Origin of the sequence: Novosphingobium sp. MBES04 (assembly GCF_000813185.1) — a bacterium.
GTDB classification, from domain to species: Bacteria; Pseudomonadota; Alphaproteobacteria; order Sphingomonadales; family Sphingomonadaceae; genus Novosphingobium; species Novosphingobium decolorationis.
In genome coordinates this window covers 1,558,214-1,581,479 of the sequence record NZ_DF850489.1, presented here as the reverse complement: position 1 = coordinate 1,581,479, position 23,266 = coordinate 1,558,214, and the positions used below count along the sequence as shown (strand labels likewise).

Annotated in this window: 22 protein-coding genes and 1 tRNA gene; 7 read left to right on the top strand and 16 right to left on the bottom strand. The window is 65.6% G+C overall.

The window, feature by feature from the left end:
* Window positions 1-125: 125 nt before the first annotated feature.
* Both MBENS4_RS20890 and MBENS4_RS20885 read left to right on the top strand, forming a co-directional pair.
* Window positions 126-410 carry a hypothetical protein gene (locus MBENS4_RS20890; protein ID WP_039394395.1) on the top strand — a complete coding sequence of 95 codons (285 nt, stop codon included), beginning with the start codon at window positions 126-128 and terminating at the stop codon, window positions 408-410.
* Complete coding sequence (locus MBENS4_RS20885; RefSeq protein ID WP_039394394.1) at window positions 403-891, top strand: glutathione peroxidase; 489 nt, start codon at window positions 403-405, stop codon at window positions 889-891. Before MBENS4_RS20890 ends, MBENS4_RS20885 begins: the two co-directional genes overlap by 8 nt.
* A gap of 7 nt (window positions 892-898) precedes the next feature.
* Here MBENS4_RS20885 and MBENS4_RS24410 read toward each other — a convergent pair whose 3' ends face one another.
* The gene (locus tag MBENS4_RS24410; protein ID WP_144401020.1) at window positions 899-2,182 is read right to left on the bottom strand and encodes a GGDEF domain-containing protein; all 1,284 of its coding nucleotides are present in this window, start codon (window positions 2,180-2,182) and stop codon (window positions 899-901) included.
* A 456-nt stretch (window positions 2,183-2,638) separates the two neighbouring features.
* Here MBENS4_RS24410 and dnaE point away from each other — a divergent pair, with 456 nt between their 5' ends.
* A complete protein-coding gene (gene dnaE / locus MBENS4_RS20875) occupies window positions 2,639-6,241 on the top strand; it encodes a DNA polymerase III subunit alpha (RefSeq protein ID WP_039394393.1) in 3,603 nt (1,200 codons plus the stop codon).
* An 83-nt stretch (window positions 6,242-6,324) separates the two neighbouring features.
* Here the strand turns inward: dnaE and MBENS4_RS20870 are convergent, their stop codons facing one another.
* The 9 genes from MBENS4_RS20870 to MBENS4_RS20835 form a co-directional block, all read right to left on the bottom strand.
* Window positions 6,325-6,624 carry a hypothetical protein gene (locus MBENS4_RS20870; protein ID WP_039394392.1) on the bottom strand — a complete coding sequence of 100 codons (300 nt, stop codon included), beginning with the start codon at window positions 6,622-6,624 and terminating at the stop codon, window positions 6,325-6,327.
* Window positions 6,625-6,741: 117 nt separating this feature from the next.
* On the bottom strand, window positions 6,742-7,236 hold the full coding sequence (locus MBENS4_RS20865; protein WP_144401019.1) for a hypothetical protein: 495 nt from the start codon (window positions 7,234-7,236) through the stop codon (window positions 6,742-6,744).
* A gap of 115 nt (window positions 7,237-7,351) precedes the next feature.
* Entirely contained in the window at window positions 7,352-8,422 is a 1,071-nt protein-coding gene (locus MBENS4_RS20860; protein WP_039395696.1) for a PA0069 family radical SAM protein, read from the bottom strand.
* A gap of 140 nt (window positions 8,423-8,562) precedes the next feature.
* Window positions 8,563-10,215, bottom strand: coding sequence for a pilus assembly protein TadG-related protein (locus MBENS4_RS20855; RefSeq protein ID WP_039394390.1), 1,653 nt, complete (start codon window positions 10,213-10,215; stop codon window positions 8,563-8,565).
* 11 nt (window positions 10,216-10,226) lie between these two features.
* A complete protein-coding gene (locus tag MBENS4_RS20850; protein ID WP_084592270.1) occupies window positions 10,227-10,718 on the bottom strand; it encodes a TadE family protein in 492 nt (163 codons plus the stop codon).
* Between the two features lie 207 nt (window positions 10,719-10,925).
* Window positions 10,926-11,402 carry a hypothetical protein gene (locus MBENS4_RS20845; RefSeq protein WP_039394387.1) on the bottom strand — a complete coding sequence of 159 codons (477 nt, stop codon included), beginning with the start codon at window positions 11,400-11,402 and terminating at the stop codon, window positions 10,926-10,928.
* 98 nt (window positions 11,403-11,500) lie between these two features.
* On the bottom strand, window positions 11,501-11,881 hold the full coding sequence (locus MBENS4_RS24950; protein ID WP_084592269.1) for a PAS domain-containing protein: 381 nt from the start codon (window positions 11,879-11,881) through the stop codon (window positions 11,501-11,503).
* Complete coding sequence (locus MBENS4_RS24945; protein WP_084592268.1) at window positions 11,842-12,381, bottom strand: PAS domain-containing protein; 540 nt, start codon at window positions 12,379-12,381, stop codon at window positions 11,842-11,844. Before MBENS4_RS24945 ends, MBENS4_RS24950 begins: the two co-directional genes overlap by 40 nt.
* A gap of 302 nt (window positions 12,382-12,683) precedes the next feature.
* Window positions 12,684-13,913 (bottom strand): NADP-dependent isocitrate dehydrogenase, encoded by a 1,230-nt coding sequence (locus tag MBENS4_RS20835; protein WP_039394385.1) that lies wholly within the window; start codon window positions 13,911-13,913, stop codon window positions 12,684-12,686.
* A 279-nt stretch (window positions 13,914-14,192) separates the two neighbouring features.
* On the opposite strand from MBENS4_RS20835, the gene MBENS4_RS20830 reads away from it, so the two are divergent.
* On the top strand, window positions 14,193-14,642 hold the full coding sequence (locus MBENS4_RS20830; protein WP_039394383.1) for an NUDIX hydrolase: 450 nt from the start codon (window positions 14,193-14,195) through the stop codon (window positions 14,640-14,642).
* A 70-nt stretch (window positions 14,643-14,712) separates the two neighbouring features.
* Here MBENS4_RS20830 and MBENS4_RS20825 read toward each other — a convergent pair.
* Window positions 14,713-14,787: transfer RNA gene (locus MBENS4_RS20825), tRNA-Val, on the bottom strand.
* Between the two features lie 98 nt (window positions 14,788-14,885).
* The gene (gene cpdR / locus MBENS4_RS20820; RefSeq protein ID WP_039394380.1) at window positions 14,886-15,260 is read right to left on the bottom strand and encodes a cell cycle two-component system response regulator CpdR; all 375 of its coding nucleotides are present in this window, start codon (window positions 15,258-15,260) and stop codon (window positions 14,886-14,888) included.
* 370 nt (window positions 15,261-15,630) lie between these two features.
* On the opposite strand from cpdR, the gene MBENS4_RS20815 reads away from it, so the two are divergent.
* The gene (locus MBENS4_RS20815) at window positions 15,631-16,557 is read left to right on the top strand and encodes an N-formylglutamate amidohydrolase (protein WP_039395690.1); all 927 of its coding nucleotides are present in this window, start codon (window positions 15,631-15,633) and stop codon (window positions 16,555-16,557) included.
* A gap of 403 nt (window positions 16,558-16,960) precedes the next feature.
* Here the strand turns inward: MBENS4_RS20815 and MBENS4_RS20810 are convergent, their stop codons facing one another.
* Together MBENS4_RS20810 and MBENS4_RS20805 are read right to left on the bottom strand one after the other, a co-directional pair.
* Window positions 16,961-17,746 carry a SapC family protein gene (locus MBENS4_RS20810; RefSeq protein ID WP_039394377.1) on the bottom strand — a complete coding sequence of 262 codons (786 nt, stop codon included), beginning with the start codon at window positions 17,744-17,746 and terminating at the stop codon, window positions 16,961-16,963.
* A gap of 106 nt (window positions 17,747-17,852) precedes the next feature.
* Complete coding sequence (locus MBENS4_RS20805; protein WP_039394374.1) at window positions 17,853-19,289, bottom strand: FAD-binding oxidoreductase; 1,437 nt, start codon at window positions 19,287-19,289, stop codon at window positions 17,853-17,855.
* Between the two features lie 149 nt (window positions 19,290-19,438).
* On the opposite strand from MBENS4_RS20805, the gene MBENS4_RS20800 reads away from it, so the two are divergent.
* On the top strand, window positions 19,439-20,029 hold the full coding sequence (locus tag MBENS4_RS20800) for a hypothetical protein (protein WP_039394372.1): 591 nt from the start codon (window positions 19,439-19,441) through the stop codon (window positions 20,027-20,029).
* Between the two features lie 153 nt (window positions 20,030-20,182).
* Window positions 20,183-21,610: a DEAD/DEAH box helicase gene (locus MBENS4_RS20795; RefSeq protein WP_039394369.1), complete on the top strand. Its 1,428-nt coding sequence runs from the start codon at window positions 20,183-20,185 to the stop codon at window positions 21,608-21,610.
* A 25-nt stretch (window positions 21,611-21,635) separates the two neighbouring features.
* On the opposite strand, the gene MBENS4_RS27490 is transcribed toward MBENS4_RS20795, so the two are convergent.
* Both MBENS4_RS27490 and MBENS4_RS27485 read right to left on the bottom strand, forming a co-directional pair.
* Window positions 21,636-22,394, bottom strand: coding sequence for a peptidase dimerization domain-containing protein (locus MBENS4_RS27490; protein ID WP_340140864.1), 759 nt, complete (start codon window positions 22,392-22,394; stop codon window positions 21,636-21,638).
* Window positions 22,322-23,176: a M20/M25/M40 family metallo-hydrolase gene (locus MBENS4_RS27485; RefSeq protein WP_340140856.1), complete on the bottom strand. Its 855-nt coding sequence runs from the start codon at window positions 23,174-23,176 to the stop codon at window positions 22,322-22,324. The genes MBENS4_RS27490 and MBENS4_RS27485 overlap by 73 nt, the downstream gene beginning before the upstream one ends.
* Between the last annotated feature and the right edge of the window lie 90 nt (window positions 23,177-23,266).

The following is a 23,266-nucleotide window of genomic DNA, read 5'->3' as shown; positions in this document are numbered from 1 at the left end:
GTCCGCACGAGGGCACGCGCGCGTTGATTTTGGCGATCGACATTGCCAAATGGAAACAAAAGCTCGGTACAACTACCGTCAGCACCGGGCGGTCCCATAAGAGTGAACATGAAAGGCCAAGCGCGATGAGCGACAATCCCTCCACCATTCACGGCGGTGAAGGCGCCGGTTCCGGCTTTGCCTGGAACGATTCGGCCGAACTGCACAAGTGCGAGGACGGCGGCGGCCTGTTCCACCGCTTCAAGGTCCTGCGCCGCGGGACCGTGGCCGAAATGATCGAGTTCGTGATGGACCTGCCCGAGGAAAAGCGTGAGGACTACGCGATCCAGAAGGCCGGTGACCGCACCTTCAAGTACGCCGAGATCATCACGCTGTACCGCCGTTCGGATTTCCCCAAGGGCGATGCCTGATCCACGCACCATCGCCGATTTCTCGGCGAGGTTGCCTTCTGGCGAGACGGTGGGCCTGGCCGACCGTCTCGGCAGGGTGGTGCTGGTGGTCAACACCGCCAGCAAGTGCGGTTTTACCCCGCAGTACAAGGGCCTGGAGGCCCTCTATCGTACCTACGGTCCGCGCGGGTTCGAGGTCATGGCCTTTCCGTGCAACCAGTTTGGCCGGCAGGAGCCCGGCTCGGCCGAGGATATCGCCCAGTTCTGCGAGATCAATTTCGGCATCTCCTTCCCCGTGATGGGCAAGATCGAGGTCAACGGCGCGAACGCCGATCCTCTCTTCCAGTGGCTCAAGGCCGAAGCGCCGGGTGTTCTGGGCACCAGGTCGATCAAGTGGAACTTCACCAAGTTCCTGATTGATCGCGAAGGCCATGTCGTGCGCCGCTACGGCCCGACCGAAAAGCCCGTCGCACTTTCCCGCGATATCGAGACGCTGCTCTGAGCAAGGCTCAGGCGCGGCGGCGCTCCGGCCCGCTGGGGGCCAGGGCCTGCGTTTCCTGCGCGTCGGTGGCGGCGGCGGGGGGCACCGGTGCGCGGCTGGTCTCGGCGTGCAGAGCCTCTTCCATCAGCCGTGCCATACCCGCCTCGTCGGCCAGGACCGTGCGGTTGCGGCCCAGCGCCTTGGCGAGATAGAGCGCCCGGTCCGCCTCGTCGAGAAGCTGCTGGGGCGATATTCCGGGCGTGTGGATGGCAACGCCCGCGCTCAGCGTCGCCAGGTGCGCGTGGTCGGCGTTGCGATGTGCGCGGGCTGCAAAGGCGGCGCGGATGCGTTCGACCCGGGCGTAGGCGCTGTCCGGCGAGGCGGCCTCGAGGAGCACGGCAAATTCCTCGCCGCCATGGCGAAAGACGCTGCGATGATGGACGAATTCGCAGGCAATATTGGCTGCACCTGCAATTACCACGTCGCCAAAGCCATGCCCGAAGCGGTCGTTGACGGACTTGAAGTTGTCGATGTCGAGCACGGCCAGCGCGAGCACCTGTCCCTCGCTCCCGCTGCCTTCCTGGGCCAGCTGTGCGAGCCGCCGGTCGAGTGCACGGCGGTTCCCCACGCCCGTCAGCGGATCGACCATGGCCAGCTGGAAATGGTGCAGCGCGATCCGCTCGCGCCCCAGCGTCGTCATGAAGACGGCCAGACAAAGTCCTTGCAGCACTAGGAGGAAGTTGAAGCTGGCGATGGCCCAGGTCTGCGTTTCGAGCGAACCGTAGGGGGCCGGGAGGAGCGTCGTGAAGGGAACGCGCAGCGCGTGGTAGGCGCCGAAGGCGTAGAAGATCCAGGCCAGCGTCTGGGCCGAGGGCAGGTGGCGGTCGCGCAGGCTCTGGAACTCGCGCGCGCTCAGCAGGCTGAAACCCGCCATCAGGAGCGTGCGTGGCAACATGCGCCATTCGGGGAAGTGGGCATCGTTCCCCAGCGTCAGCGAGAAGACGAGGCTGACAAGGCAGGCGATGAGCGCGGGGATCGGCAGCGGGCGTCGACGCGCGGCATAGCGCGCACACTGCCAGGCCGCGCCGAACATCAGCGTGAAGAGGAACCAGCCGAAGGCGAGCGCGGGCGCACCGCCCAGCTCGTCCGGGTAGCTTAAGAGGATGCCCGCGGGGATGGCCACCGCGAAGGGTGAGAAGAGCCAGACCGAATGGCGCGGGCGGCCGTCCTTGAACCAGGCCAGAACCATGGCGATGCACAGGATTGCCGCGGCCGCCGTACTGCACACGGCAATGGTGGGGATGTCCGCCATGTCGGGGTCAGCGCCGGGCCATGGCGCGAGCCGGAAGAGCGAGGTGCGATGGTGCAATATCGGGCACGGCGAACTGGCGTCCTCATCTTGAGCGGGTGCATCCGCCAGCGGGCAGGGCCTAAGCCCTGCTGCCTGCGGCTCACCCGTGTTGCTGTCCGTCGCGCCGATGCACGCTCTCGTTCCGGGATGTATCTATAGGATACTATCCTTAACTCTTTATGCGTAGCTTGCAAAGAGGGGGGGCTGTCTTAAATTGTTGCTGTAAGCTTCTATAATTGTGAAGATTTTGTAATCATCGCAGTGGCGCGAGTATCCTTGTTCGCTGGATGAGCGCTGGATTGTCGTGCTTTGGCGTTAACCAGCGTTCATGCCTCGTGCGCCCGCCTGCGCGGCTATCCCCCATTCGATGGCCGCAAGGTCTTGATCCGTCCGCGGCCCGGGGCCTAGATCGCGGACATGGCGTTCTCTCCTTTCGTACCCTTGCGCATCTTCTCCAGCTACACGATGCTGGATGGCTCGATCGACCCCAAGGCCATGGCGAAACTGGCGAAAGCCCGGGGTTTTCCGGCCATGGCGATCTGTGACCGCAACGGCCTCTATGCCGCGCCCACCTATGCCCAGGCGGCCAAGGGGGCGGGCATCCAGCCCATCGTCGGCACGTTCCTCGCCGTTGCCCGCCCGGGCGCCGTGGCGCAGGGGCAGGACCGCCCGATCGACTGGCTCGCGCTCTTCGCGCAGAACGAGACCGGCTGGGAGAACCTGTGCCGCCATGTCAGCCGCGCCCACCTCGAACGCCCGCTTGAACTGGACCCGCACGTCGAGCTCGACTCGCTCGAAGGCTACACTGACGGGTTGATCTGCCTTTCGGGCGGCGATGAGGGCGCGCTCGCGCGGCTTCTCGCCAAGGGCGATACCGCCGAGGCGACCCGCTATTGCGAAGCGCTCGAACGCTTCTTCCCAGGCCGCCTCTACATCGAGATCACCCGCACCGGCGAGGAGGTCGAGGACGCGAGCGAGGAGGCGCTGATCGATCTCGCCTACGCGCGCGACATCCCGCTCGTCGCCTCGAACCCGGCGCAGTACTCGGAAAGCACCTTTCACGCCGCGCACGATGCCATGCTGTGCATCGCCAACTCCACCCAGGTCGATGCCGCCGAACGTCCGCGCTCCTCGCCCGAGCGCTGGGTCAAGCCGATCGAGGCCATGGAGGAGATGTTCGCCGATCTGCCCGAGGCGATGGCCAATACTCTCGTCGTCGCGCAGCGCTGCGCCTATGTCCCGCCGCGCCGTCCTGCGCTGCTGCCCAGCCTTGCCGGCGACAAGAAGGGCGAGGAAGCCATGCTCGCGCGCGATTCGCGTCGGGGCCTGGCGCGCCGTCTTGCCCCCTATTGGCCCGACGCGAGCGAAGCCGAGCTCGACGAGGCGCTCGCCCTCGAGGGCGAGGAACTGACCGCCGCGTACGAGACCTTGCGCGAGAAGGGCGTCACCGAGGACTTCATCGACTACGCCAAGCGGCTGAAGTTCGAGATCGACATCATCGTAGGCATGGGCTTTCCCGGCTACTTCCTGATCGTTGCCGACTTCATCAAGTGGTCGAAGGACAACGGCATTCCGGTGGGCCCGGGCCGTGGTTCGGGCGCTGGTTCGCTGGTCGCCTGGGCGCTTACCATCACCGACCTCGACCCGCTCAAGCTGGGTCTGCTGTTCGAACGCTTCCTCAACCCGGAACGCGTCTCGATGCCCGACTTCGACATCGACTTTTGCGAAACCCGGCGCGGTGAGACGATCCGCTACGTGCAGAAGAAGTACGGGCACGACCACGTCGCCCAGATCATCACCTTCGGCAAGATGAAGGCGCGCGCGGTACTGCGCGACTGCGGGCGCATCCTGCAGATGGGCTATGGCCGCGTCGACAGCCTGTGCAAGATGGTGCCCAACCATCCGACCGACCCGTGGACGCTCGACCAGGCGCTCAACGGCAAGAAGGAGAAGGACGGCTCCACCTCGCCGCCGGTGGAAGAGTTCCTCCGCGAATACAACAATGACCCCGAGGTGAAGCGCCTCGTCGACCTTGCCGTCCAGCTTGAAGGCATGCCGCGCAACTCCTCGACCCACGCGGCGGGCGTCGTCATCGGCGACCGGCCGCTGGAAAAGCTGGTCCCGCTCTACCGCGATCCGCGCTCGGACATGCCGGTGACGCAGTTCGACATGAAGTTCGTCGAGGACACCGGCCTCATCAAGTTCGACTTCCTTGGCCTCAAGACGCTCTCGGTCCTGCGCCGCGCCTGCGATCTTCTGGAGCGGCGGGGCATCACGATCGACCTCTCGACGCTGAGCTGGGACGATCCGGGCACCTACGAGCTTCTGAAGCGTGGCGATACGGTTGGCGTGTTCCAGCTGGAATCGGAAGGCATGCGCCGTACGCTGGCCGCCGTGAAGCCGACCAACTTTGGCGACATCATCGCGCTCGTCTCGCTCTACCGTCCGGGCCCGATGGACAACATCCCGCTCTTCGGTCGACGCAAGAACGGGCTGGAGAAGATCATCTACCCGCACGAGAAGTTGGCGGGTATCCTGGAGGAGACCTACGGGATCTTCGTCTACCAGGAACAGGTGATGCAGGCCGCGCAGATCCTGGCCGGATACTCGCTGGGCGATGCAGACCTTCTGCGCCGCGCCATGGGCAAGAAGGTCCAGGCCGAGATGGACAAGCAGCGCAAGCGCTTCGTCGCGGGTTGCAAGGAAGTCTCCGACATCGACGCGCCCAAGGCCAACGAACTGTTCGACTTGATCGACAAGTTCGCAGGCTACGGCTTCAACAAGTCGCACGCGGCTGCCTACGCGCTGCTCGCCTATCACACCGCCTGGTTCAAGGCGCACTACCCGCACGAATTCTACGCGGCGGCCATGTGCTTCGACATGCACCAGTCCGAAAAGCTGGCGATCTTCGTCGACGACATGCGCCGCAACGGCATCGAGGTGGCGCCGCCCGACATCAACAGGTCTGAAGCCGAGTTCATCGTCGAGGAAACCCACGACAGCCTCGCTGTGCGCTATGCGCTGGCTGGCATCCGCAACGTGGGCGAGAAGGCCATGGACGCGGTGGTCAAGGAGCGCGAGACCAACGGCAAGTTCACCAGCCTCGATGACCTCTTCCGCCGTGCGCCCGCAGGCTCGATGAACCGCCGCCTGCTGGAAAGTCTGGGCGCGGCAGGAGGCCTCGACAGCCTGGAGCCCAACCGCGCCAAGGTCATCGCCAACGCCGATACGCTGCTCGCCGAAGCCGACATGTCCGCGCGCGAGCGCAATTCGACGCAAGGCGGTCTCTTCGGGGACGAGGACCACGCCGTGCAGGGCCTGCGTCTGGTCGATGCCAAGCCCTGGAGCCGCATGGACCAGATGGCCAAGGAGCGCGAGGTCTTCGGCTTCTACTTCGCCGCCCACCCGGTCGAGCAGTTCCGTGCGGTCGCCTCGGCGAACGGCGCGCGCACCTACACCAGCCTCATGGCCGGAGGCGGCGAGGGCGGGCGCACCGGCGCCGTCATGGCCGCGATGGTCGAGAACGTGCAGAAGCGGAAGACCAAGCGGGGCAAGGACTTCGTCATGGTCGATTACTCGGACGCCTCGGGCAACTTCTCGGCCTGCTGCTTTGAAGAGAACATGGTCGATGCCTTCGTGGCCTGGGGCAAGGAAAACGCCTGCCTGCTCCTTCAGGTCGAGCTCGACAGCCCGAGCGAGGACGAGCCGCCGCGCGTCACTGTGCGCAGCGGACGCCCGCTGGCCGAAGTGACGGCGGGCGCGCGTATGCTGCTGCGTCTCGACATCAGCACGGTCGAGGCGGTGCAGGAACTGGCCCTCCTCATGCGTCCGGGGCGCAAGGGGACGGGCGAGGTGATGGCGACGCTCAAGCTGGGCGACGGACGTGACCAGCGGGTGCGGCTGGGGCGTGACTTCGCGCTCGATGGCGAATTTGCCGAGCAGCTCGCCAGTGTCGAGGGGCTCTCGAACATATCGCTGATCGCCCGCCAGGGCCCCGAGAGCGTGCGCCGCGCAGCCTGATTGCCGCGCTCCCTTCCAGGCACGCAGAAAGGCCCGGCACTCCATATGGAATGCCGGGCCTTTTGCATGTGATGGGCGGCGGCTTAGTTGTTCGCGGCGCCTTCGGCTGCGCTTTCGGCCGCATCGCCGATCTGCGAGGCCGCGTTGCCGACATCCTGGGCGGCATCGGCAATGGCGTTGTCGCGCGCGACCTCGCTCGAGGACGTCTGGCTGAAGAGGTAGAAGCCGCCCGCGACGGCGACCAGCAGGACCAGCGCAATGATAAGGCCACTGCCGCCCGAGGAGGACTTGCTCTCGTGAATCACGGTGGTGTGGGTAGGCTGTGCGGCCGCGGGTTCCTCGGTGGTGGTGCGGCGCTCCTGGGTCACGTATTCATCTGCCATGGTTTCGCATCCCGTTATTGTTTCGTGTTGCCGGGAATAACCAAGGATACGCGCCTCCGGTTCCATGAACCGCAGATTACCGCGTGTTCAGCGGGCAGTCTGGGAGCGCGGCGCGCGTCAGGCCGCGAGCCGCAATTGCTCGGGCTTGTCGGCCAGGACGTGGATCTGGAAATAGTATTTTTCGGTCGGCTGGCCGTTCGCGATGAAGTTGATGCGGATCTGCCGGGCAATGCCTTTTACGAAAATGCGCTGCCCCTTCAATTGCTTGGCAATCTTATCGGGATCATCGCTGCCGAACATACGCCGCGCAGTGCGCATGGGAATGGAGACCGTCAGGCAGTTGCGGTCACGGTAGTCGCGCTCGGAGTTCAGGTAGATGTTACCGTTCTGCGCGCCCACTGCGCGCACGGGCATTTCGAAAATCCCGGCAACGCCCGCTTTCGAGCCCAGATAGGAGGCGTAGGTGACCGCCTCGGTCGTGGAGAGGCAGTCCGGGGTGCAGGCTTGCGCGCGGCTCACCGAGGGTAGCCTAGCCTGGCCGTCCGGCGCGGAGGACGCGCCCGCAGCCGGGGCAAGACTGGCAAGAGCCAGTGCGAGGAGAGCGGCGTTCATGGGTTTTCCTCCGGGAGCACGGTGGGCAATGCGAAGGCGCCATGAACGCACGGCACTTGTTATTAGGCAAGTGTATTGTTTCATGGGCGGTGGCTCCCCGATCGTGCCCAGGCCTCTACAGCAGGCTGAGTTGCCCGTCGGGCGAGGGCGCGCGGAACTGGCTGCAATCGAGGTGGACGCCGGGAGGCCCAAGGCCATGGCGCTTCATGGCAAGGCGAAAGCGGCTGCGCACGAGGTCGGCCCAGGGGCTCTGGGGGCGGAAGCGCTCGCCAAAGCGCGGATCGTTGTCGCGCCCGCCGCGCATTTCGCGGATGATGGCCATGACCTTGCCCGCGCGCTCGGGGAAATGGGTCTCGAGCCATTCGCGAAAGAGCGGGGCGACCTCAAGTGGCAGGCGCAGCATGATCCACATGGCTCCGCGCGAGCCCGCCTTTGCTGCCGCCTCGACGAGGCTTTCCAGTTCGTGGTCGGTAATCGCGGGGATGACCGGCGCGATCATGGCGTGGGCGGGAATACCTTGGGCATTCAGGGCTTCGAGCGCGGCAAAGCGTTTGGCAGGAGCTGCCGTGCGCGGTTCGAGCAGGCGCGAAAGGCGCGCGTCGAGGCTGGTGACCGAGATCCCGACGCTGACAAGGTCGCGCCGCGCCAGTTCGGCCAGTACGTCGCTGTCCGCAAGGATGCGGTCGGACTTGGTGACGAGGCTGACCGGATGGCCGACTTCCAGGCACAGGTCGAGGATCTCCCGGGTGATCCGGTAGCGCCGCTCGATCGGCTGGTAGGGATCGGTGTTGGTCCCCATCGCAATCGGGGCGACGCGGTAGTTCCGGCGGGCCAGCGTTTCGCGCAGCAACCGGGCGGCATCGGGCTTGGCAAAGAGCCTGGTTTCGAAATCGAGGCCGGGCGAAAGGTCGTGGTAGGCATGGCTGGGCCGGGCGAAGCAGTAGATGCAGCCATGTTCGCACCCGTTGTACGCGTTGATCGAACGGTCGAAGGGGATGTCGGGCGATTGGTTGAAGGAGACGATGCTCTTCGGGCGAAGCTCGGTCACGGTGGTGCGCAGCGGGGGGAGCGGGCCGTCGATGTCGGTGCGCGCATCGCGCCAGTCGCCATCGGCTTCGTGGCGGGCGAGGCCAAAGCGCGCGCTGACCTGGTTGCTGACCGATCCTCTGCCTTTCGCGTGTTCCATGAACCGGAACATACAGGGAACGACTGGGCGGCGCAAGCCAGGCAGGAAACCGGGCCCGCTGCCGAGGGTCTGGCGGCGGGCCCGGTAGGTGTCGGGAGAGAGAAAGGGGGGAGGCTCTCCCGAGGATCGGTCCGGATGCGTCAGGCGATGACGGTAGGCACTCCGCAGCGGACCTTGTTGACCTGGACATCGGCTGCCCCGAGGCGGAGACCGAGCGCCTGCGTGAGAGAGAACACGGTCGCATCGAGTGTCGGGGCAATCGTGGCCAGGCTATGGCCGACGATGTTGGTGACAGAGGACAGGCTGAGCGAGAGGCCCAGCGTCTGGGCTTCGAGGTCGGTCTGCGCGATCAGAGAGGTCGCCAGCGACTGGGTCAGATCCTGCGTTGAGACGGTCTTGGTGACCTTGTCGCGGATGTCGGCAAAGGTGAAGTGGACCTCCTGCGGGCCGGTCGTACCGCCCAGCGACACTTCCGAAAGCGCGGTAACGCGCGCAATCAGCGGCACGTTGACGAGGGTGGCGCGCGAAAGCGTGACCGGGCTCGAAAGGTCCCCCATGTCCTGTGCGTCGGGCCGTCCGATGCCGATGGTGCCGATAGCCGGCGTCACGCCGAGCCGCACGCCGTCGCTATCGGGATCGCCGCTGCACTGGATATCGTCGAGGGTGGCCTCGGCCTGGGCGAGTTCGGTGTAGAGGGGGAGTTCGATGGATGGCAGCCAGGGGCTCCCCGTACCCACGCGCGCGGACACGAGCAGCCGGGCCTGGGCCGTGCGCAGGACGTAATCGCGCGCGCCGGTGATCGTCAGCCAGGGGGAATGCGCCAGTCCATAGCCGCGTACGAGACGCACATGGACGCTGGAGAGCCCGGTGGCGGCCAGGTCCAGTTCGATGTCGAGCGTGTCGCCGTGCGAGAGTTCCAGCAGCATGCGCACCAGCGAGAAGGCGTCGACCTCCACGCCCGCCGTGCCCGGATCGTAGTCAAGCGCGCCGTAGGGGCCCAGATCGAGGAGGTCGGCAAGGCGCACTTCAACGAAGGGGGCCTCGTCCGCGATCCGGTCGATGAGGGCAACCGTGGCGCTGTCGACCGCGGTCGAGCCGATCGCGCGCAGCGCATCGCCCAGCGGGACAGGCGTGTCGAACAGCTCGGCGTAAGTGCCCTCGTTCGCATTGACCTGCAGCTTGAGGGCCTCGGCGTACCCCAAGAGGTCGACATCGGCGCTGGCAAGGTTCTGCGAATCGAGAACCGAGAGGTTGAGCTCGGTCCCGATCAGCGCCGAGAGCAGCGCATTGGGAATGCCGTCCGACACGGTGGCAAGGCTCGAACCCAGCGAATAAGCGGCCATGTCGATCCGCGCGGCCGTCGCGCGCGCGCGCACCGTGGCCGTCTCGAAGCCGAGCGCACGTCCGAAGAAGAGCGGGACCGTCTGGACAAGGTGAACGCGCGCGGCGCTGTCCTCCCCGCCAAGCTGGAAGCGTTCGTCCAGGGGCACGATCTTGTCCTGGCGATAGGTGCCGCTTTCGAGTTCGGCGATCTCGATGTCGGCCTCGCGGCTCTGGTCGATGAGGCCCTGGACGGCGGAGCGGCGCATTTCGATGGCGTTTTCCTGCGCGGCGGCCATCGCGGCGGCATCGGCCAGGCCCTGGAGGCGGCGCTCCGCGAGGTAGATCGCGCCCAGGTCCACGGCAACCGTTGCCACTCCCATCAGCATGAGCAGAGAGCCTGCCAGCATGGCGGTGACAGCCCCCTCGTTATCGCAGGCAAGGGGGCGAAGGCGTGCTGTACGTGCTTTCATGGCCCAACTCCTCAGATCCCGGCAAGCTGGACGGTGGCCACGCGCGCGATCGTGTCGCCGGGCAGGGGCACCAGGGAGTTGCTGAACATTTCCGCCTGGCTGACATCGTAGACGAGGGTGACGCGGTAATACTGGCCGTCGAGGCCGGTCCGCACGGTCACCAGGTCCGGATCGAGCGTACCGGCGTGCAGGACGCTGTCGGCAAGACTGGTGTCGACCAGCTGGCGCCGCTCGAGCGCGTCGAGCCCGGCGACCGAAGCCCGGGCCGCCTCGTTGGCGGCCTGCTGCAGCGAATGGGCGGCCATGAACCAGCCGCCGTAGGTCACAACGCCCAGAAGCAGCATGATGAGGACGGGAAGGGCGAGCGCGGCCTCCACCAGGACCGCGCCGCCCGTGTGGGCGGGCAGGCGCCGGATCCGCGCCAGGCGCCGCGCGACGGGAGCCAGAATGCGGCGAGGCCGCGCGTAACGTGGGTAAATGGCTCCTCCGATAGCCTTGGTCATCGTCTCTCTCCTTATCTCCACGTTCAGGATGCGCGCGGAATGCAAAGGAGAGTTTGCAGGTTCGGAAGGACCGTCCTTGTATTTTACACAGTGAGGTCCCGGGGAAATTCCCCCGGTTTTGAGGCTTTTGGTTGCCTGGTTAATTTCAGGAAAAGGTTTGGCACCGTCATCCTTCGTATTGGACAGATGGTTACTGCAATTTTCTGTTTACCTTTGTCCGCGCAGCAATTCGGGAGGGGCAGACGCCTTCCTCTCGAAATGCCAATACGCGAGCCCTGTGGGCACTCCCCAAGTGATGCCGAATGCGCCATTCTTGAAGGTCGCAAGGGTAAGTGGCCCCCAAGTCAGGTCGGTGAAAAGCCATAAGAAGATGAGCCCCGCCACGGCTCCACACAGTGCGGCGAGCAGAGCCATCCAGGGTGCGTCGCGCCAGGGGCCCAAAAGCGCGCGGAGAGGCAGGCCGAAGAGACAGAGCCCGAGTGCCGTGAAAGGGATGGCGAACGTGCCATACCCGGCGATGAGAACCGGGATGATCCACGCTTCGTGTGCGGACGTGAACAAGGGCTGCGTTTCAACGCTGGCAATTGCCAGCAAGAACAGAGCCGTTCCCGCATAGGCTCCCACTGCTGCGGATTTGGCTAGGGTCGATAAGCGGCTGTGGGTTGGGTAGTCGGGGACAGGCATTGCTCAAGCTTGGAACACTGAGCCGGATCGGACAAGCTCCGGGCGGCTGGCCGCATCACGGCGGCATTCTGCACTTGCTCCGCTGCAGGCAGGTTGTTTCAGGCGCTGTCGCTCTCGTCGGTCAGGACGGCGATGGCACCTTCGCTGCCGTAGACCCCTTCGAGCTTCACCAGCGCCATGCACAGCGGGATCGTCTCACCCCGGTTGGTGAGGAAGTGAGTGTGCAGGCGGACCGGCTCGCCGCCGCGCAGCACGCCTTCGAGCGTTTCGCGAAAGGTGACCTTGTCGGGCAGATCGACCAGGTCGGTGAGGGCGACGCCGATGAGACGCTCCTCTGGCAGGTCGAGCATTTCGCAGAAAGGGGCATCGACGCGGTCGATGGTGCCGCGCACGGAGACGCGGGCATAGGCCACGCCGCCATGCTTGTTGAGCGCCTCGATCATGGCTTCCTTGACGTTGGCCTTGAAGTGGCGCTCCACCTCCTGGGTGATGTCGTGGAGGCGGATGGCCAGACGGTCCTCGAGCGGGAAGGTCTGGAAGCGCAGCCAGGCGTCTCGACGAAGGGGGAGGGGATGTCGGCCATGTTCGGGTGGCCGTGCACCAGCGTCTGGCGGGCCTGGACTTCGAGCAGGCTGCCGCTGATGCAGGGCAGGGCCTCGATCAGGGCGGGGCCGATCAGCGTGCCGGGCTGCGACTTGGTCAGGGCGTGGGCATTGCGGTTGGCGTAGACCACACGCATGTTCTCGTCGCAGGCGATGATGCCATCGTCGATCCAGTCGGCCAGCGCGAAATTGGCCGATTCGTTGCGCTGCTTCGGGTTCTCGCCCGGTTCGCCGCCGCCGATCCGGTTCCACAGGTCAATCGGGCAAAGCACGTGCGTCTCGCGCCCGTGGTGGGTGATGAAAACCGGCGAATCGTGTGATTCATCGCGAAACCGCGCGAACTTGCGCACGAATTCGGCCGCTGAGACGTAGCCCATACCTGGCGTGCCCTCTTTCTCTCTCCAACCCGGCCTTGGCCAGGTCCACTGCAACGGGCAGCAGGGGTCTCGTGTGGTCCACGTTCACATGGATCCATGGCCCTGCTGCGTCTCGAACGTTGCGATCCCGAAGGGCAGGGTACGAGCCAAGTGTATAACACTATTTTAAGATTTCGGGCAGCCACTATGATCCATAGTGAACGTATTGGCCGCCTATGTGCCTCGTCCCAACGCAAACGGGGCGGGCTGGATGTCCAGCCCGCCCCGCGTGTCGGTTCCGATGAAGGAAGCCGGGTTTCGGCTTAGCCGAGGCCCTGGGCCTTCATTTCCTTCTCGAGGTTCTCGACGATCGCCTCGAAGAACTGCTCGGTGGTCATCCAGCTCTGATCCGGACCGATCAGGAGCGCGAGGTCCTTGGTCATCTTGCCGCTCTCGACGGTCTCGATGCAGACGCGCTCGAGGGTCTCGGCGAAGGCGATGACGTCCGGGGTGTTGTCGAACTTGCCGCGGTAGGAAAGACCACGGGTCCAGGCGAAGATCGACGCGATCGGGTTGGTCGAGGTGGCCTTGCCCTGCTGGTGCTGGCGGTAGTGACGGGTCACGGTGCCGTGGGCAGCTTCGGCTTCAACGGTCTTGCCGTCCGGCGCCATGAGAACCGAGGTCATGAGACCCAGCGAGCCGAAGCCCTGCGCAACCGTGTCCGACTGCACGTCGCCGTCGTAGTTCTTGCAGGCCCAGACGAACTTGCCCGACCACTTGAGCGCCGAGGCGACCATGTCGTCGATCAGGCGGTGCTCGTAGGTGATGCCGGCTTCCTTGAACTTCTCGGCGAAGCCTTCGGTGTCGAACACTTCCTGGAACAGATCCTTGAAGCGGCCGTCGTAGGCCTTCATGATCGTGTTCTTGGTCGACAGGAACACCGGCCACTTGAGGTTGAGGCCGTAGTTGAACGAGGCGCGCGCGAAGTCGCGGATCGACTCGTCGAGGTTGTACATCGCCATGGCGACGCCCGGTGCCGGGAAGTCGAACACTTCCTTGTCGATGACCTGGCCGTCTTCGCCTTCGAACACGAGGCGCAGCTTGCCCGGGCCCGGGATCAGCGTGTCGGTGGCGCGGTACTGGTCACCGAAGGCGTGACGGCCGACCACGATGGGGTCGGTCCAGCCCGGAACCAGGCGGGGCACGTTGCTGATCACGATCGGCTCGCGGAAGACAACGCCGCCCAGGATGTTGCGGATCGTGCCGTTGGGCGAACGCCACATCTTCTTGAGGCTGAATTCCTCGACGCGGGCTTCGTCCGGGGTGATCGTGGCGCACTTGACGGCGACACCGTATTCCTTGGTGGCGTTGGCGGCGTCGACGGTGATCTGGTCGTCGGTCTCGTCACGCTTGGTGACCGAGAGATCGTAGTACTTCAGATCGATGTCGAGGTAGGGAAGGATCAGGCGTTCGCGGATCCACTCCCAGATGATCTTGGTCATCTCATCGCCGTCCATTTCGACGATGGGGTTAACTACCTTGATTTTTGCCATTCGAGAAAAGCTCCCCTGGGGTGAAGGTGGGTGAGAATTGGGCCGTCTCTTAGGCAGAGAGCGCCCGTATAGCAAGGCGGGTCTGTCCGGGCGTCCCGGAGCCCCTTGCAAGCTGGAGATAATGATTTGCATTATCTGATCTGCGCAAAGGCATGGTGAACGGCCACGGCGACCGGGTCTGCATCGATAGCGCCGGGATGCGGGGCGGCGAAGTGGCGGGAAGGCGGGCGCGGCGCGCGATTGCGCGGGTGCGGCTCTTCAGGCATCGCTGCGCGCACCATGCGAATCCGCCGTGCCGCCCGCTTGCTTGTACTCGACGCGCAGTTGCGCGTTTTGCTGCTGCGCTTCGTCTTTCGTGAGGGCGCTTTGCGCGGAGGCGATTTCTGGGCGACGCCGGGGGGCGGGCTCGAGCCGGGCGAGGACTTCGCGCAGGCGGCCATGCGCGAACTGTTCGAGGAGACCGGCCTTGCGATGCCCGATCCCGGGCGCGAGGTGGCGCGGCGTACGGTGCACTTCGTCATGCCCACAGGCGAGCCGGTGCAAAGCGAGGAGCGCTACTTCCTGGTGCGCCACGACGGCGCGGCGCTGTCGGCGCTCCATCGCACCGCGCTGGAGCAGGACGCCATAGCCGGGCACCGCTGGTGTCCTCGTGCTGAGCTGGAGCGGCTGGACGAACAGGTCTGGCCCGAGGACCTTGCGGCCATGCTCGTCGATGCCGGAGTGTGGTGAGCGGGGAAGGGCGCGCAAAGCCCCAAACAAAAACCCCGCCTGGCTTTTCAGCCGGCGGGGTCTTGCGGAATGGTGGGCGTAGCAAGGATTGAACTTGCGACCCCTACGATGTCAACATAGTGCTCTACCACTGAGCTATACGCCCATTCCATTCGAGCGTTCCGAGAAGTTGTCCCCCTCGGTGGAGAGGCCCTCTAAAGGGGCTTCCGATTCTTGGCAAGGGCTTTTTTCAGAAAAATGTAATCAGATCTGCGCGTGCTCGCTCAAACCGAACATTCGCTGCACTTCCAAGACGATATCGCGCAGGTGGAAGGGCTTGGAGAGGACCTTGGCCTGCGGCGCTTCGCGGCTCGCACGCAGCGATACGGCGGCAAAACCGGTAATGAACATGACCTTGGTGGCGGGCGCGATCTTGGCGCAGCGCTGGGCCAGCTCGATGCCGTCCATCTCGGGCATGACGATGTCGGAGAGGAGCAGGTCGAAGCTGTCGCTTTCGAGGTGGGGCAGCGCTTGCGTGCCTCGGTCGACCGCGACGACGTCGTACCCGGCATTTTCCAGCGCGCGTGCAAGGTAGGTGCGCATGGCCTGATCGTCTTCGGCTAGGAGGATGCGGATCATCTCTTGTTTTATTCCAACCTGGTGTTCGTGTGCGACCGCAAGGCGGTGTCTTGTGAAGCGGCCTCCCGATCCGATGTAATCGGACCAACCGCTCCAGATTATGGCTTCCCGCATATTCGGAATCATCAGGTGAATCCATCAAGCGGAAAAAATGCTCTGGGCGACTCGCCATAGCGCGGTTGGGGTTAAATTTCTTGCCCGGAATGGACCTCGGGCCCTGTCGGGGGAGGGCTTGTCCTACAGGCCGTGCGACGGGGCTTTGACAGGGGCGCGGGAACGGGGCAGCGTTCGCCGCATGTCGCCTGCCCCCCATTCCCCAGATTCGCCCTCCGGCCCGGATGCGCCGTCCCTCGCGCTTTCGGGAGGCAATGTGCCGGGGCATCCGGGGCAGCAGCCTGCCTACACGCTCCACGGCGGCGGTGCGGGGGAGATGCCGATCCTCTTGGCCGTGCCGCACGCGGGCCGGGCCTATCCCGAGGCGCTGCTGGGGGACCTGCGCGAAGCGGGGCAGGCCAGTGTGCGGCTGGAAGATCGCTACGTCGATATTCTCGCGCGCGGCGTGGCCGAGGCGACCGGCGTCGACTTGCTCCTGGCCCACGCGCCGCGGGCGATGATCGATCTCAACCGCGCGCCCGAGGATGTCGACTGGGGCATGGTCGAACGCATGCCCGGCGAAAGGGTAGCGGGCGCATCGCGTGGGGTGCTTTCGCCGCGGGCGCGCAGTGGTCTTGGCCTCATTCCCCGGCGTCTGCCCGGTATTGGTGAATTGTGGCGCCGTTCGCTGCGCCGCGAGGAGGTCGAGGCCCGGATCGCGCAGGTCCATGCGCCCTACCATGCCGCGCTCGCGCAGCGCCTGGCGGAAATTCGCGCGCGCTGGGGTGTGGCGCTGCTGGTCGATCTGCATTCGATGCCGCCGCTCCAGGCCCGGCCCGGCCAGACCAGCGCCGAGATCGTGATCGGGGATCGCTTCGGGGCGAGTTGCCATGGCGCGGTCATCGCCGCGACCTTTGCCCATTTTGCCCGTTGCGGGCGCGCTGTAGCGCATAATCGGCCCTATGCCGGGGGCTATGTCCTCGACCGTCATGCCGCGCCCCGTCGCGGCATTCACGCGCTCCAGGTCGAGATTGACCGGACGTGCTATCTCGATGCGCAGATGCGCACGCCGAGCGCGGGCGTGGACGTTCTGGTGGAGCAGCTTGCGGGTCTGGTTCGAGCCCAGGCTGCGGCGGTCATGGAGCTGGCGCGCCCGCGCGGGGCTGAGGAGGGCGGCGAGGATTGGCCGCTCGCCGCGCAGTAGCCATACAAGGTCTGGCGCCTCGCGCAGGCAGACCTAAAAAAACCACCCCGCGCGACGCGCGAGGTGGCCAAGGTTCAGGGAGGAGGTGCACATCGAGTGCACCAGCCGATCGGGCCATGAGGGTAGCGCCGATCAGGCTGGCTCCAACATAGCGAACCTTGTGCCGAGTTCAAGCGATTCTTCCACGCAAAAATTGCGCATCATGTCCAGTTAAAAAATCACGTGACCGGATTATCAAATCCAATTGTGACATTTTTGTCATGAAGGGTCCGGCAACCTTCAAAAGCAGTGGCCCGGGCGGACTTCGCGTCTGCGTCGTCCACCCGGGCCGCGGGTATTCCCGGTCGGGCGCGAGGCCCTGAAGGGTTGCCTGGGATCCGGCGTGCCGGGTCAGGCGCCCCGGTCAGGCGTTCGCGGCGGGAGCCTGCGCGGGGGCCTGCGGGCCCTTGCCCTGCTGCATCTGGCGGCCGAAGATGTCGCGCACCAGGTCGAGCGAGAAGAGGTGGGCGTAGATCAGCGCGAGGAGGCCATTCTGGTTCCACTGGCGCAGGATGTCGCCACGCACTTCGCGCAGCTTGTTCTCGTCGACCATCTTGAAGCCGCGGTAGTTGAAGGGCTGGCCGCCGCCGATGTCGATGTTGAGCTCACCGTCCATGAGCAGGTCGTGCTTCTTGAGCTCGGCCATGAAGTTGCCGGTCTTCGACCCCGCCATCTCGAAGTTCTCGCAGAACTTGAGCATGTTCTTGGTGGTGTCGGTCGGCTGGCCGTCGGCGAACAGGGCCTCGCCTTCCTCGATCTCGCCGATCAGGTCGCTGCTGGGGTCCACGCAAAGCGAAAGCTCTTCGCTGTCCGGACGCAGGCGCGCGAGCATGAAGGGGTAGCGACGCGCGTAAGCGGGGATGTAGACCGGGTTGGGAACCGTGCCGTCGTCCTCGACGAAGACGTTGACGCCCTCGTTCATGCCCATCAGCGCGAGCGGGATCGGCTGGTCGGTGCCGGTGAAGATGATCGGGAAGTGGCGCTGCGCCTGCGGGAACTCTTCGACGGTCAGGGGAATCGAGTTTACCCCGGCCAGCCAGGTCGCCTTGTCGGTCGAACGCGTCTTCCAGCTTGCGTGCTGCTGCGAATTGAGCGGCACCAGATCCTTGTAGAACAAGGGAAGGGATGGATTCTGTGGCGCAGTGGCCATTGCAATACTCTCCGCGATCGAGGTTTCAAAAAAGATCAGCGGGTGGCTTTAGTGGCTTGATTGCGGCCGTGCAAGCCGAGGGTTCCCGCCACTAGGGGACTTCTACTCAGTTCATCAACTTGCCCGGGTTGAGGAGACCTTGCGGATCGAGCGCGGACTTGACCGCGCGCAGCAGCCCGAGTGCCACCGGGTCTGCCAGCCGGGCCAGTTCGTCGCGCTTGAGCTGGCCGATCCCGTGCTCGGCCGAAATCGAACCGTGCCACTGCGTGACCAGATCATGGACGCGCGCGCTGATGGCCTTGGCCTCACCCGCATACCAGGTGGCAGGATCGACGCCTTGGGGGGCAATCATGTGGAAGTGGACATTGCCATCGCCCAGGTGCCCGAAGGCGACGGCGCGTGTGCCCGGCCATTCGGCTTCGAGCTGGGGGCTGACCGTTTCGATGAAACGGGGCATGTCCGCCACGGGCACCGAGATGTCGTGCTGGACGGCGGGCCCCTGCGCCCGCTCGGCGGGCGAGACGGATTCGCGCAAGGTCCAGAACGCCTCGGCCTGAGCCTCGCTGGCCGCGATCGTGGCATCAAGGATCACCCCGTCCTCGAGCGCGCTCGCCAGCGCGGCTTCGCACTGGTCGCGCAAGTCCGTAGCCGATCCTGCGGGCGCATCGCGCGGCGCGACCGCTTCGATGAGCACATGCCAGGGCGCGCGCGTGGCCAACGGCGCGCGGGCCTCGGGAAGGTATTCGAGCACGTGGTCGAGGCAGGGCTGGGGCAGCACCTCAAAGCCCTCGACCGCACCCGGGAGCGCCTCCTCGCAGCGCTGGAGCAACTGGCGCGCCGCGCCGAGCGAGGGAGCCGCCGCCCAAATCACCACCCGCTCACCGATGGCTGGTACAAGCTGCAGTGTTGCCGCCGTGACGATACCCAGCGTGCCTTCCGCGCCGATGAAGAGTTGCTTGAGGTCGAAACCGCGGTTGTCCTTGCGCAGCGGCGTCAGCGCCGAATAGACTTGGCCGCTGGCCAGCACCGCCTCGATGCCCAGCACCATGGCGCGCATCGAGCCATGGCGCAGTACCTGCGTGCCGCCGGCGTTGGTCGAGATGAGCCCGCCTATGGTGGCCGAGCCCTTGCCGCCCAGTGTCAGGGGAAAGCGCAAGCCTTGTGCCTCGGCGGCTTCGTGCAGGCTCTGGAGCACGACGCCCGCCCCGCAGGTGACCCGTTGCTCGGCGACGTCGATGGCGCCCATCGTGTTCATCCGGCGCAGCGAGACGAGGAGCTGTTTTCCATCGGGGGAGGGGGTGGCGCCCCCCGACATGCCGCTGTTGCCGCCCTGGGGGACGAGCGCCAGGCGATGCGCTGCGCAGAGCTTCACGAGCGCACTCAGCTGGGCTGTGTCAGCCGGCGAGGCAAGGGCAAGGCAGGCGCCGTGAAAGCGGCCGCGCCAGTCGGTCGTCCAGGGCGCGGTCAGGTCTGCATCGCGGGTCAGGCCACGCGGGCCAAGCAGGGCGTCGGCCTCGGCGAGGAAGGTGTCGAAGGTGCTCATCTGCGCGGGTCTATGGCACAGCCCCCTGGCACTTTCATCCCCTCTTGCAGGTGTGCGCGGTTCCCGGGCGCAAGGTTCAGCAGGCGTTCAAGCTGTTGCGCTAGGGGTCGGCTTGCGGCATCACCGTGCGTCGGGGAAATGGGTCTGCAATGAGTTTCACATCCGTCCTGCTGATACCGCTGGCGTTTCTGGCGCCGGCGTCCTCGGCCTTGCAGCCGCGGGACAGTGGGGCGTGGGGGCATGAGACCACGCGTGCGCAGCTCTGGCCCGAAACGGTTGTTCCGGACGATGCGCCGGAGGCTCTTGCCTTTCGCGAAGAGGAGATGCGCCGCGTGCAGCCGGAGCCCGCCTGGCAGGTGCGCATCGAGCGGCGCATGACGATCCGCATATCGCCACGTGGCCGGGCGCCGCTTCCCCCCGACATGCGCGGCATTGCCATGCCTGGCGGGCCGGGCGCGCCGCGCTACGAAGAGCGGCCCATGAGCAAGTGCGTTGCCGCTGCGGGAATCGCTGGGGTTCAGCCCGAACGCGGCAACCGCCTGATCTTCTTCATGCGTGACCGGCGCGTGGTGAGCGCGGAGCTTGACCATTCGTGCCGTGCCATGGATTTCTATTCCGGCTTCTATCTTGCGGGCAACGAAGACGGAAAGGTCTGCGTCAAGCGCGACAAGCTGCAGTCGCGCAGTGGCACCAAATGCAGTCTGACCCGCATGCACGAACTTGTCCGAATTCGGGACTGACCTGCATTTCTCCGCGAGTTCTGCGGATTTCCTTGACTTTTGTGCACCAATGGGACTAGGGGCCCGCAATCGTGATGCGCGGGTCGGAAGTGGCGCGTGCATTGCCAAGAACACACGTTGTCCCGCATCCCTTATCCGGAAAACTGAGCGTATATGAGCTTTGCCGACCTCGGCCTGTCTGACGAATTGCTGCAAGCGGTGGAAGCCGCAGGCTACAGCGAACCGACCCCGATTCAGGCGCAGGCGATCCCCCCGGTCCTCATGATGAAGGACCTTATCGGGATTGCGCAGACCGGCACCGGCAAGACCGCCAGTTTCGTTCTCCCGATGATCGACGTGCTCGCGCATGGCCGCCGCCGTGCGCTGATGCCGCGTTCGCTGATCCTGGAGCCGACGCGCGAACTCGCCGCGCAGGTGGCGGACAACTTCGTCAAGTACGGCAAGAACCACGACCTGCGCATGGCGCTGCTGATCGGCGGCGTCCAGATGGGCGAACAGGTCAAGGCGCTGCAGGAAGGCGTGGACGTCCTGATCGCGACGCCGGGCCGCCTGATGGACCTGTTCGAGCGGGGCAAGATCCTGCTTACGGGCTGCGAACTGCTGGTCATCGACGAAGCCGACCGCATGCTCGACATGGGCTTCATCCCCGACATCGAGACGATCTGCTCGAAGCTGCCGACCAACCGCCAGACGCTGCTGTTCTCGGCAACGATGCCGCCGGTCATCAAGAAGCTGGCCGATCGCTTCCTCGAGAACCCCAAGTACATCGAAGTCGCCCGTCCGGCCTCGACCAACACCAACATCGCCCAGTTCAAGGTGCCGGTCACCGCGCGCAAGAAGCGCGAGACGCTGCGCGAGATCCTGCGCACCGACAACGTGTCGACCGCGATCATCTTCTGCAACCGCAAGACGACCGTGCGTGAACTGGCCAAGAACCTGAAGCAGAACGGTTTTGCCGCTGGCGAGATCCATGGCGACATGGACCAATCCTCGCGCATCGCCGAGCTCGACTGCTTCAAGTCGGGTGAGATCAACATTCTCGTCGCCTCCGACGTCGCCGCACGCGGCCTCGACGTGAAGGGCGTGAGCCACGTCTTCAACTACGACACGCCCTGGCATCCGGACGATTACGTCCACCGCATTGGCCGCACCGGCCGTGGCGGCGCTTCGGGCCGGGCTTTCACCCTCGTGACCCCGGACGATGCCGAGGCCGTGGAGAACGTCGAGAAGCTGACCGGTGGGGTGATCCCGCTGTTCGGCGAGGTTGCGGACAGCGCAGAAGCCGCTCCTGCTGGCGAAAAGGCGGAAGCCGCTCCCGCGCCGCGCAAGCGCGCCAGCCGCTCGAAGACGTCCACCAGGACCGCTGCGGCTCCGGCCAAGGCGAAGCCCGCTCCCAAGGCGGCGGCCAAGCCCGCTCCGGCCCCCGTGGTCGAGGAGAGGGTCGAGACTGAGGCTCCCGCTCCCAAGGGCCGCGCGCCGCGTCGCCGGGCCGAGCCTCCGGTAGCCGCGCCCGCGCTCGAAGCGGCGGGCGACTGGAACGGCCCGATCCCGGACTTCCTCGCGGTTTCCGCCATTTCCTGAAACGAGCGTCCGACTGGCGCGCGCCTCAGGAGGTGCCTGCCAGCTGGTACATGAGTTCGACGAAGCCCAGGCTCGCACGGGACATCCCGGCGACCTTGGGGTTGGTCGAATCGATCACGAAATATTCGTCAGGCGCATGCGCGCCGCTGCCATGGCCGATGCCGAACTGTGTTGCCGGAATGGACACCGGGGGCGCGGTGAAGACGGCGCCCGGCCAGGATCCAGCAAGGCGCGGGAACAGGTTGGCCTTCACGCCCATCGCGGCGTAGGCTTCCTTTTGCGCGCGGATCAGGCGGGCATTCTCGGCGACTTCGGTGGGATCGTAGCCACCGGTCACCTTCATCTCGACATCGGGAAAACCATGGGCGTCGAGGTGCGCACGCAGCTTGCGCTCGGCTTCGGCCCGGGTCTGGTTGGGGACCAGGCGCAGGTCCAGCTTGGCGGCCGCGCGCCCGGGCAGGATCGTCTTGCCTCCGGGCCCGGTGTACCCCGCGACGAGCCCCTCGATGTTGACCGTGGGCTGGCTGGCTTGGCGCGTGATCGCGGCCTCGAAGGGCAGGTCGTCGATCCAGTGGGTGACCCCCATCATCGCCTTGACCTTGGCCTCGTCGGTGTTCGCCGCCGACAAGGCGATCAGCTCCTTCTCGCGGGCGGTGAGCGGGCGCACGTTCTCGAACCAGCCGTCGATGGCGGCGGTATTCCCGTCGGGCGTCACCAGCGTCTGGAGCGCCTGAACGAGGCGCCAGACCGGCGAATCGACGCTGGCCTTGTTGCTGGAATGGATGTCACCGACCGGACCACGGCCCCAGCTTCGCCGCTTGCAATGAGTTCGAGTTCGACCACGCCCTTGGCACCCAGGTTGATCGAGACTTCGCCATCGGGCCCCTGCCAGCAGGCGGGAATGAAGATCCCGGCGCACTGCTTCAGCGCGGGAAGCACCTTGGGATGGGTGGCGAGCTGCTTGAAGTGGGGCGAGCCGATTTCCTCCTCCCCTTCTGCGACGAGAACAAGATTTACAGGCGGCCTGATCCCGGCCCGGCGCATCGCGTGCAGCCCGGCGAGCAGCGTCGCCTGTGGCCCCTTCTGGTTGATTGCCCCGCGTCCGACCAGCGCCTGGCCCCATCCGGGCTTGGCGATGATATGTCCCTCAAGCGGAGGTGAGGACCACTCGCCCGGGTCGAACTGCTTCACATCGTACATGAAGTAGAGCCCCAGCGTCGTTGCGGCGCCGTTGTCCATCACGCCGAAGATGCCGGGAAATCCATCGGTCGGCACGACTTCGACGCTCTCGAATCCGGCCTCGCGGGCAAGGCGCGCCATCATCTGCGCGCCGTCGGGCATGTTGCGGTTCTCGGCCGCGATCGAGGGCAGGGCGATCCATTCGCGCAGCCGGGCGATGTCCGCCTCGCGGCCCGCCTCAAGCTGGCGCAGGATTGCGCCTTGCGGCGTGTCGGCGGCAAGCGCGCGCGCGGGAAGGCCAAGCGCGCCGAACGCGGGCAGCAGCAGTGAGGTGCCCAGCAGGCGGCGGCGGTCGAGCGACGGCGTGGTCGCGGTCGTGGTGTTCATGGCGGTCCTCCCCTCCGGACATGTGCCGCGCAGGATGCGCAGATGGCGGCGGGCTTGCAAGCCGATCCATGGACAGCGCGCTTTTTTGCG

Coding starts and splice junctions, on each gene's coding strand:
- MBENS4_RS20890 (WP_039394395.1), top strand. CDS start 126: ATGAGCGACAATCCCTCCACCATTCACGGCGGTGAAGGCGCCGGTTCC.
- MBENS4_RS20885 (WP_039394394.1), top strand. CDS start 403: ATGCCTGATCCACGCACCATCGCCGATTTCTCGGCGAGGTTGCCTTCT.
- MBENS4_RS24410 (WP_144401020.1), bottom strand. CDS start 2,182: ATGGCGGACATCCCCACCATTGCCGTGTGCAGTACGGCGGCCGCGGCA.
- dnaE (WP_039394393.1), top strand. CDS start 2,639: ATGGCGTTCTCTCCTTTCGTACCCTTGCGCATCTTCTCCAGCTACACG.
- MBENS4_RS20870 (WP_039394392.1), bottom strand. CDS start 6,624: ATGGCAGATGAATACGTGACCCAGGAGCGCCGCACCACCACCGAGGAA.
- MBENS4_RS20865 (WP_144401019.1), bottom strand. CDS start 7,236: ATGAACGCCGCTCTCCTCGCACTGGCTCTTGCCAGTCTTGCCCCGGCT.
- MBENS4_RS20860 (WP_039395696.1), bottom strand. CDS start 8,422: ATGGAACACGCGAAAGGCAGAGGATCGGTCAGCAACCAGGTCAGCGCG.
- MBENS4_RS20855 (WP_039394390.1), bottom strand. CDS start 10,215: ATGAAAGCACGTACAGCACGCCTTCGCCCCCTTGCCTGCGATAACGAG.
- MBENS4_RS20850 (WP_084592270.1), bottom strand. CDS start 10,718: ATGACCAAGGCTATCGGAGGAGCCATTTACCCACGTTACGCGCGGCCT.
- MBENS4_RS20845 (WP_039394387.1), bottom strand. CDS start 11,402: ATGCCTGTCCCCGACTACCCAACCCACAGCCGCTTATCGACCCTAGCC.
- MBENS4_RS24945 (WP_084592268.1), bottom strand. CDS start 12,381: ATGGGCTACGTCTCAGCGGCCGAATTCGTGCGCAAGTTCGCGCGGTTT.
- MBENS4_RS20835 (WP_039394385.1), bottom strand. CDS start 13,913: ATGGCAAAAATCAAGGTAGTTAACCCCATCGTCGAAATGGACGGCGAT.
- MBENS4_RS20830 (WP_039394383.1), top strand. CDS start 14,193: ATGCGAATCCGCCGTGCCGCCCGCTTGCTTGTACTCGACGCGCAGTTG.
- cpdR (WP_039394380.1), bottom strand. CDS start 15,260: ATGATCCGCATCCTCCTAGCCGAAGACGATCAGGCCATGCGCACCTAC.
- MBENS4_RS20810 (WP_039394377.1), bottom strand. CDS start 17,746: ATGGCCACTGCGCCACAGAATCCATCCCTTCCCTTGTTCTACAAGGAT.
- MBENS4_RS20805 (WP_039394374.1), bottom strand. CDS start 19,289: ATGAGCACCTTCGACACCTTCCTCGCCGAGGCCGACGCCCTGCTTGGC.
- MBENS4_RS20800 (WP_039394372.1), top strand. CDS start 19,439: ATGAGTTTCACATCCGTCCTGCTGATACCGCTGGCGTTTCTGGCGCCG.
- MBENS4_RS20795 (WP_039394369.1), top strand. CDS start 20,183: ATGAGCTTTGCCGACCTCGGCCTGTCTGACGAATTGCTGCAAGCGGTG.
- MBENS4_RS27485 (WP_340140856.1), bottom strand. CDS start 23,176: ATGAACACCACGACCGCGACCACGCCGTCGCTCGACCGCCGCCGCCTG.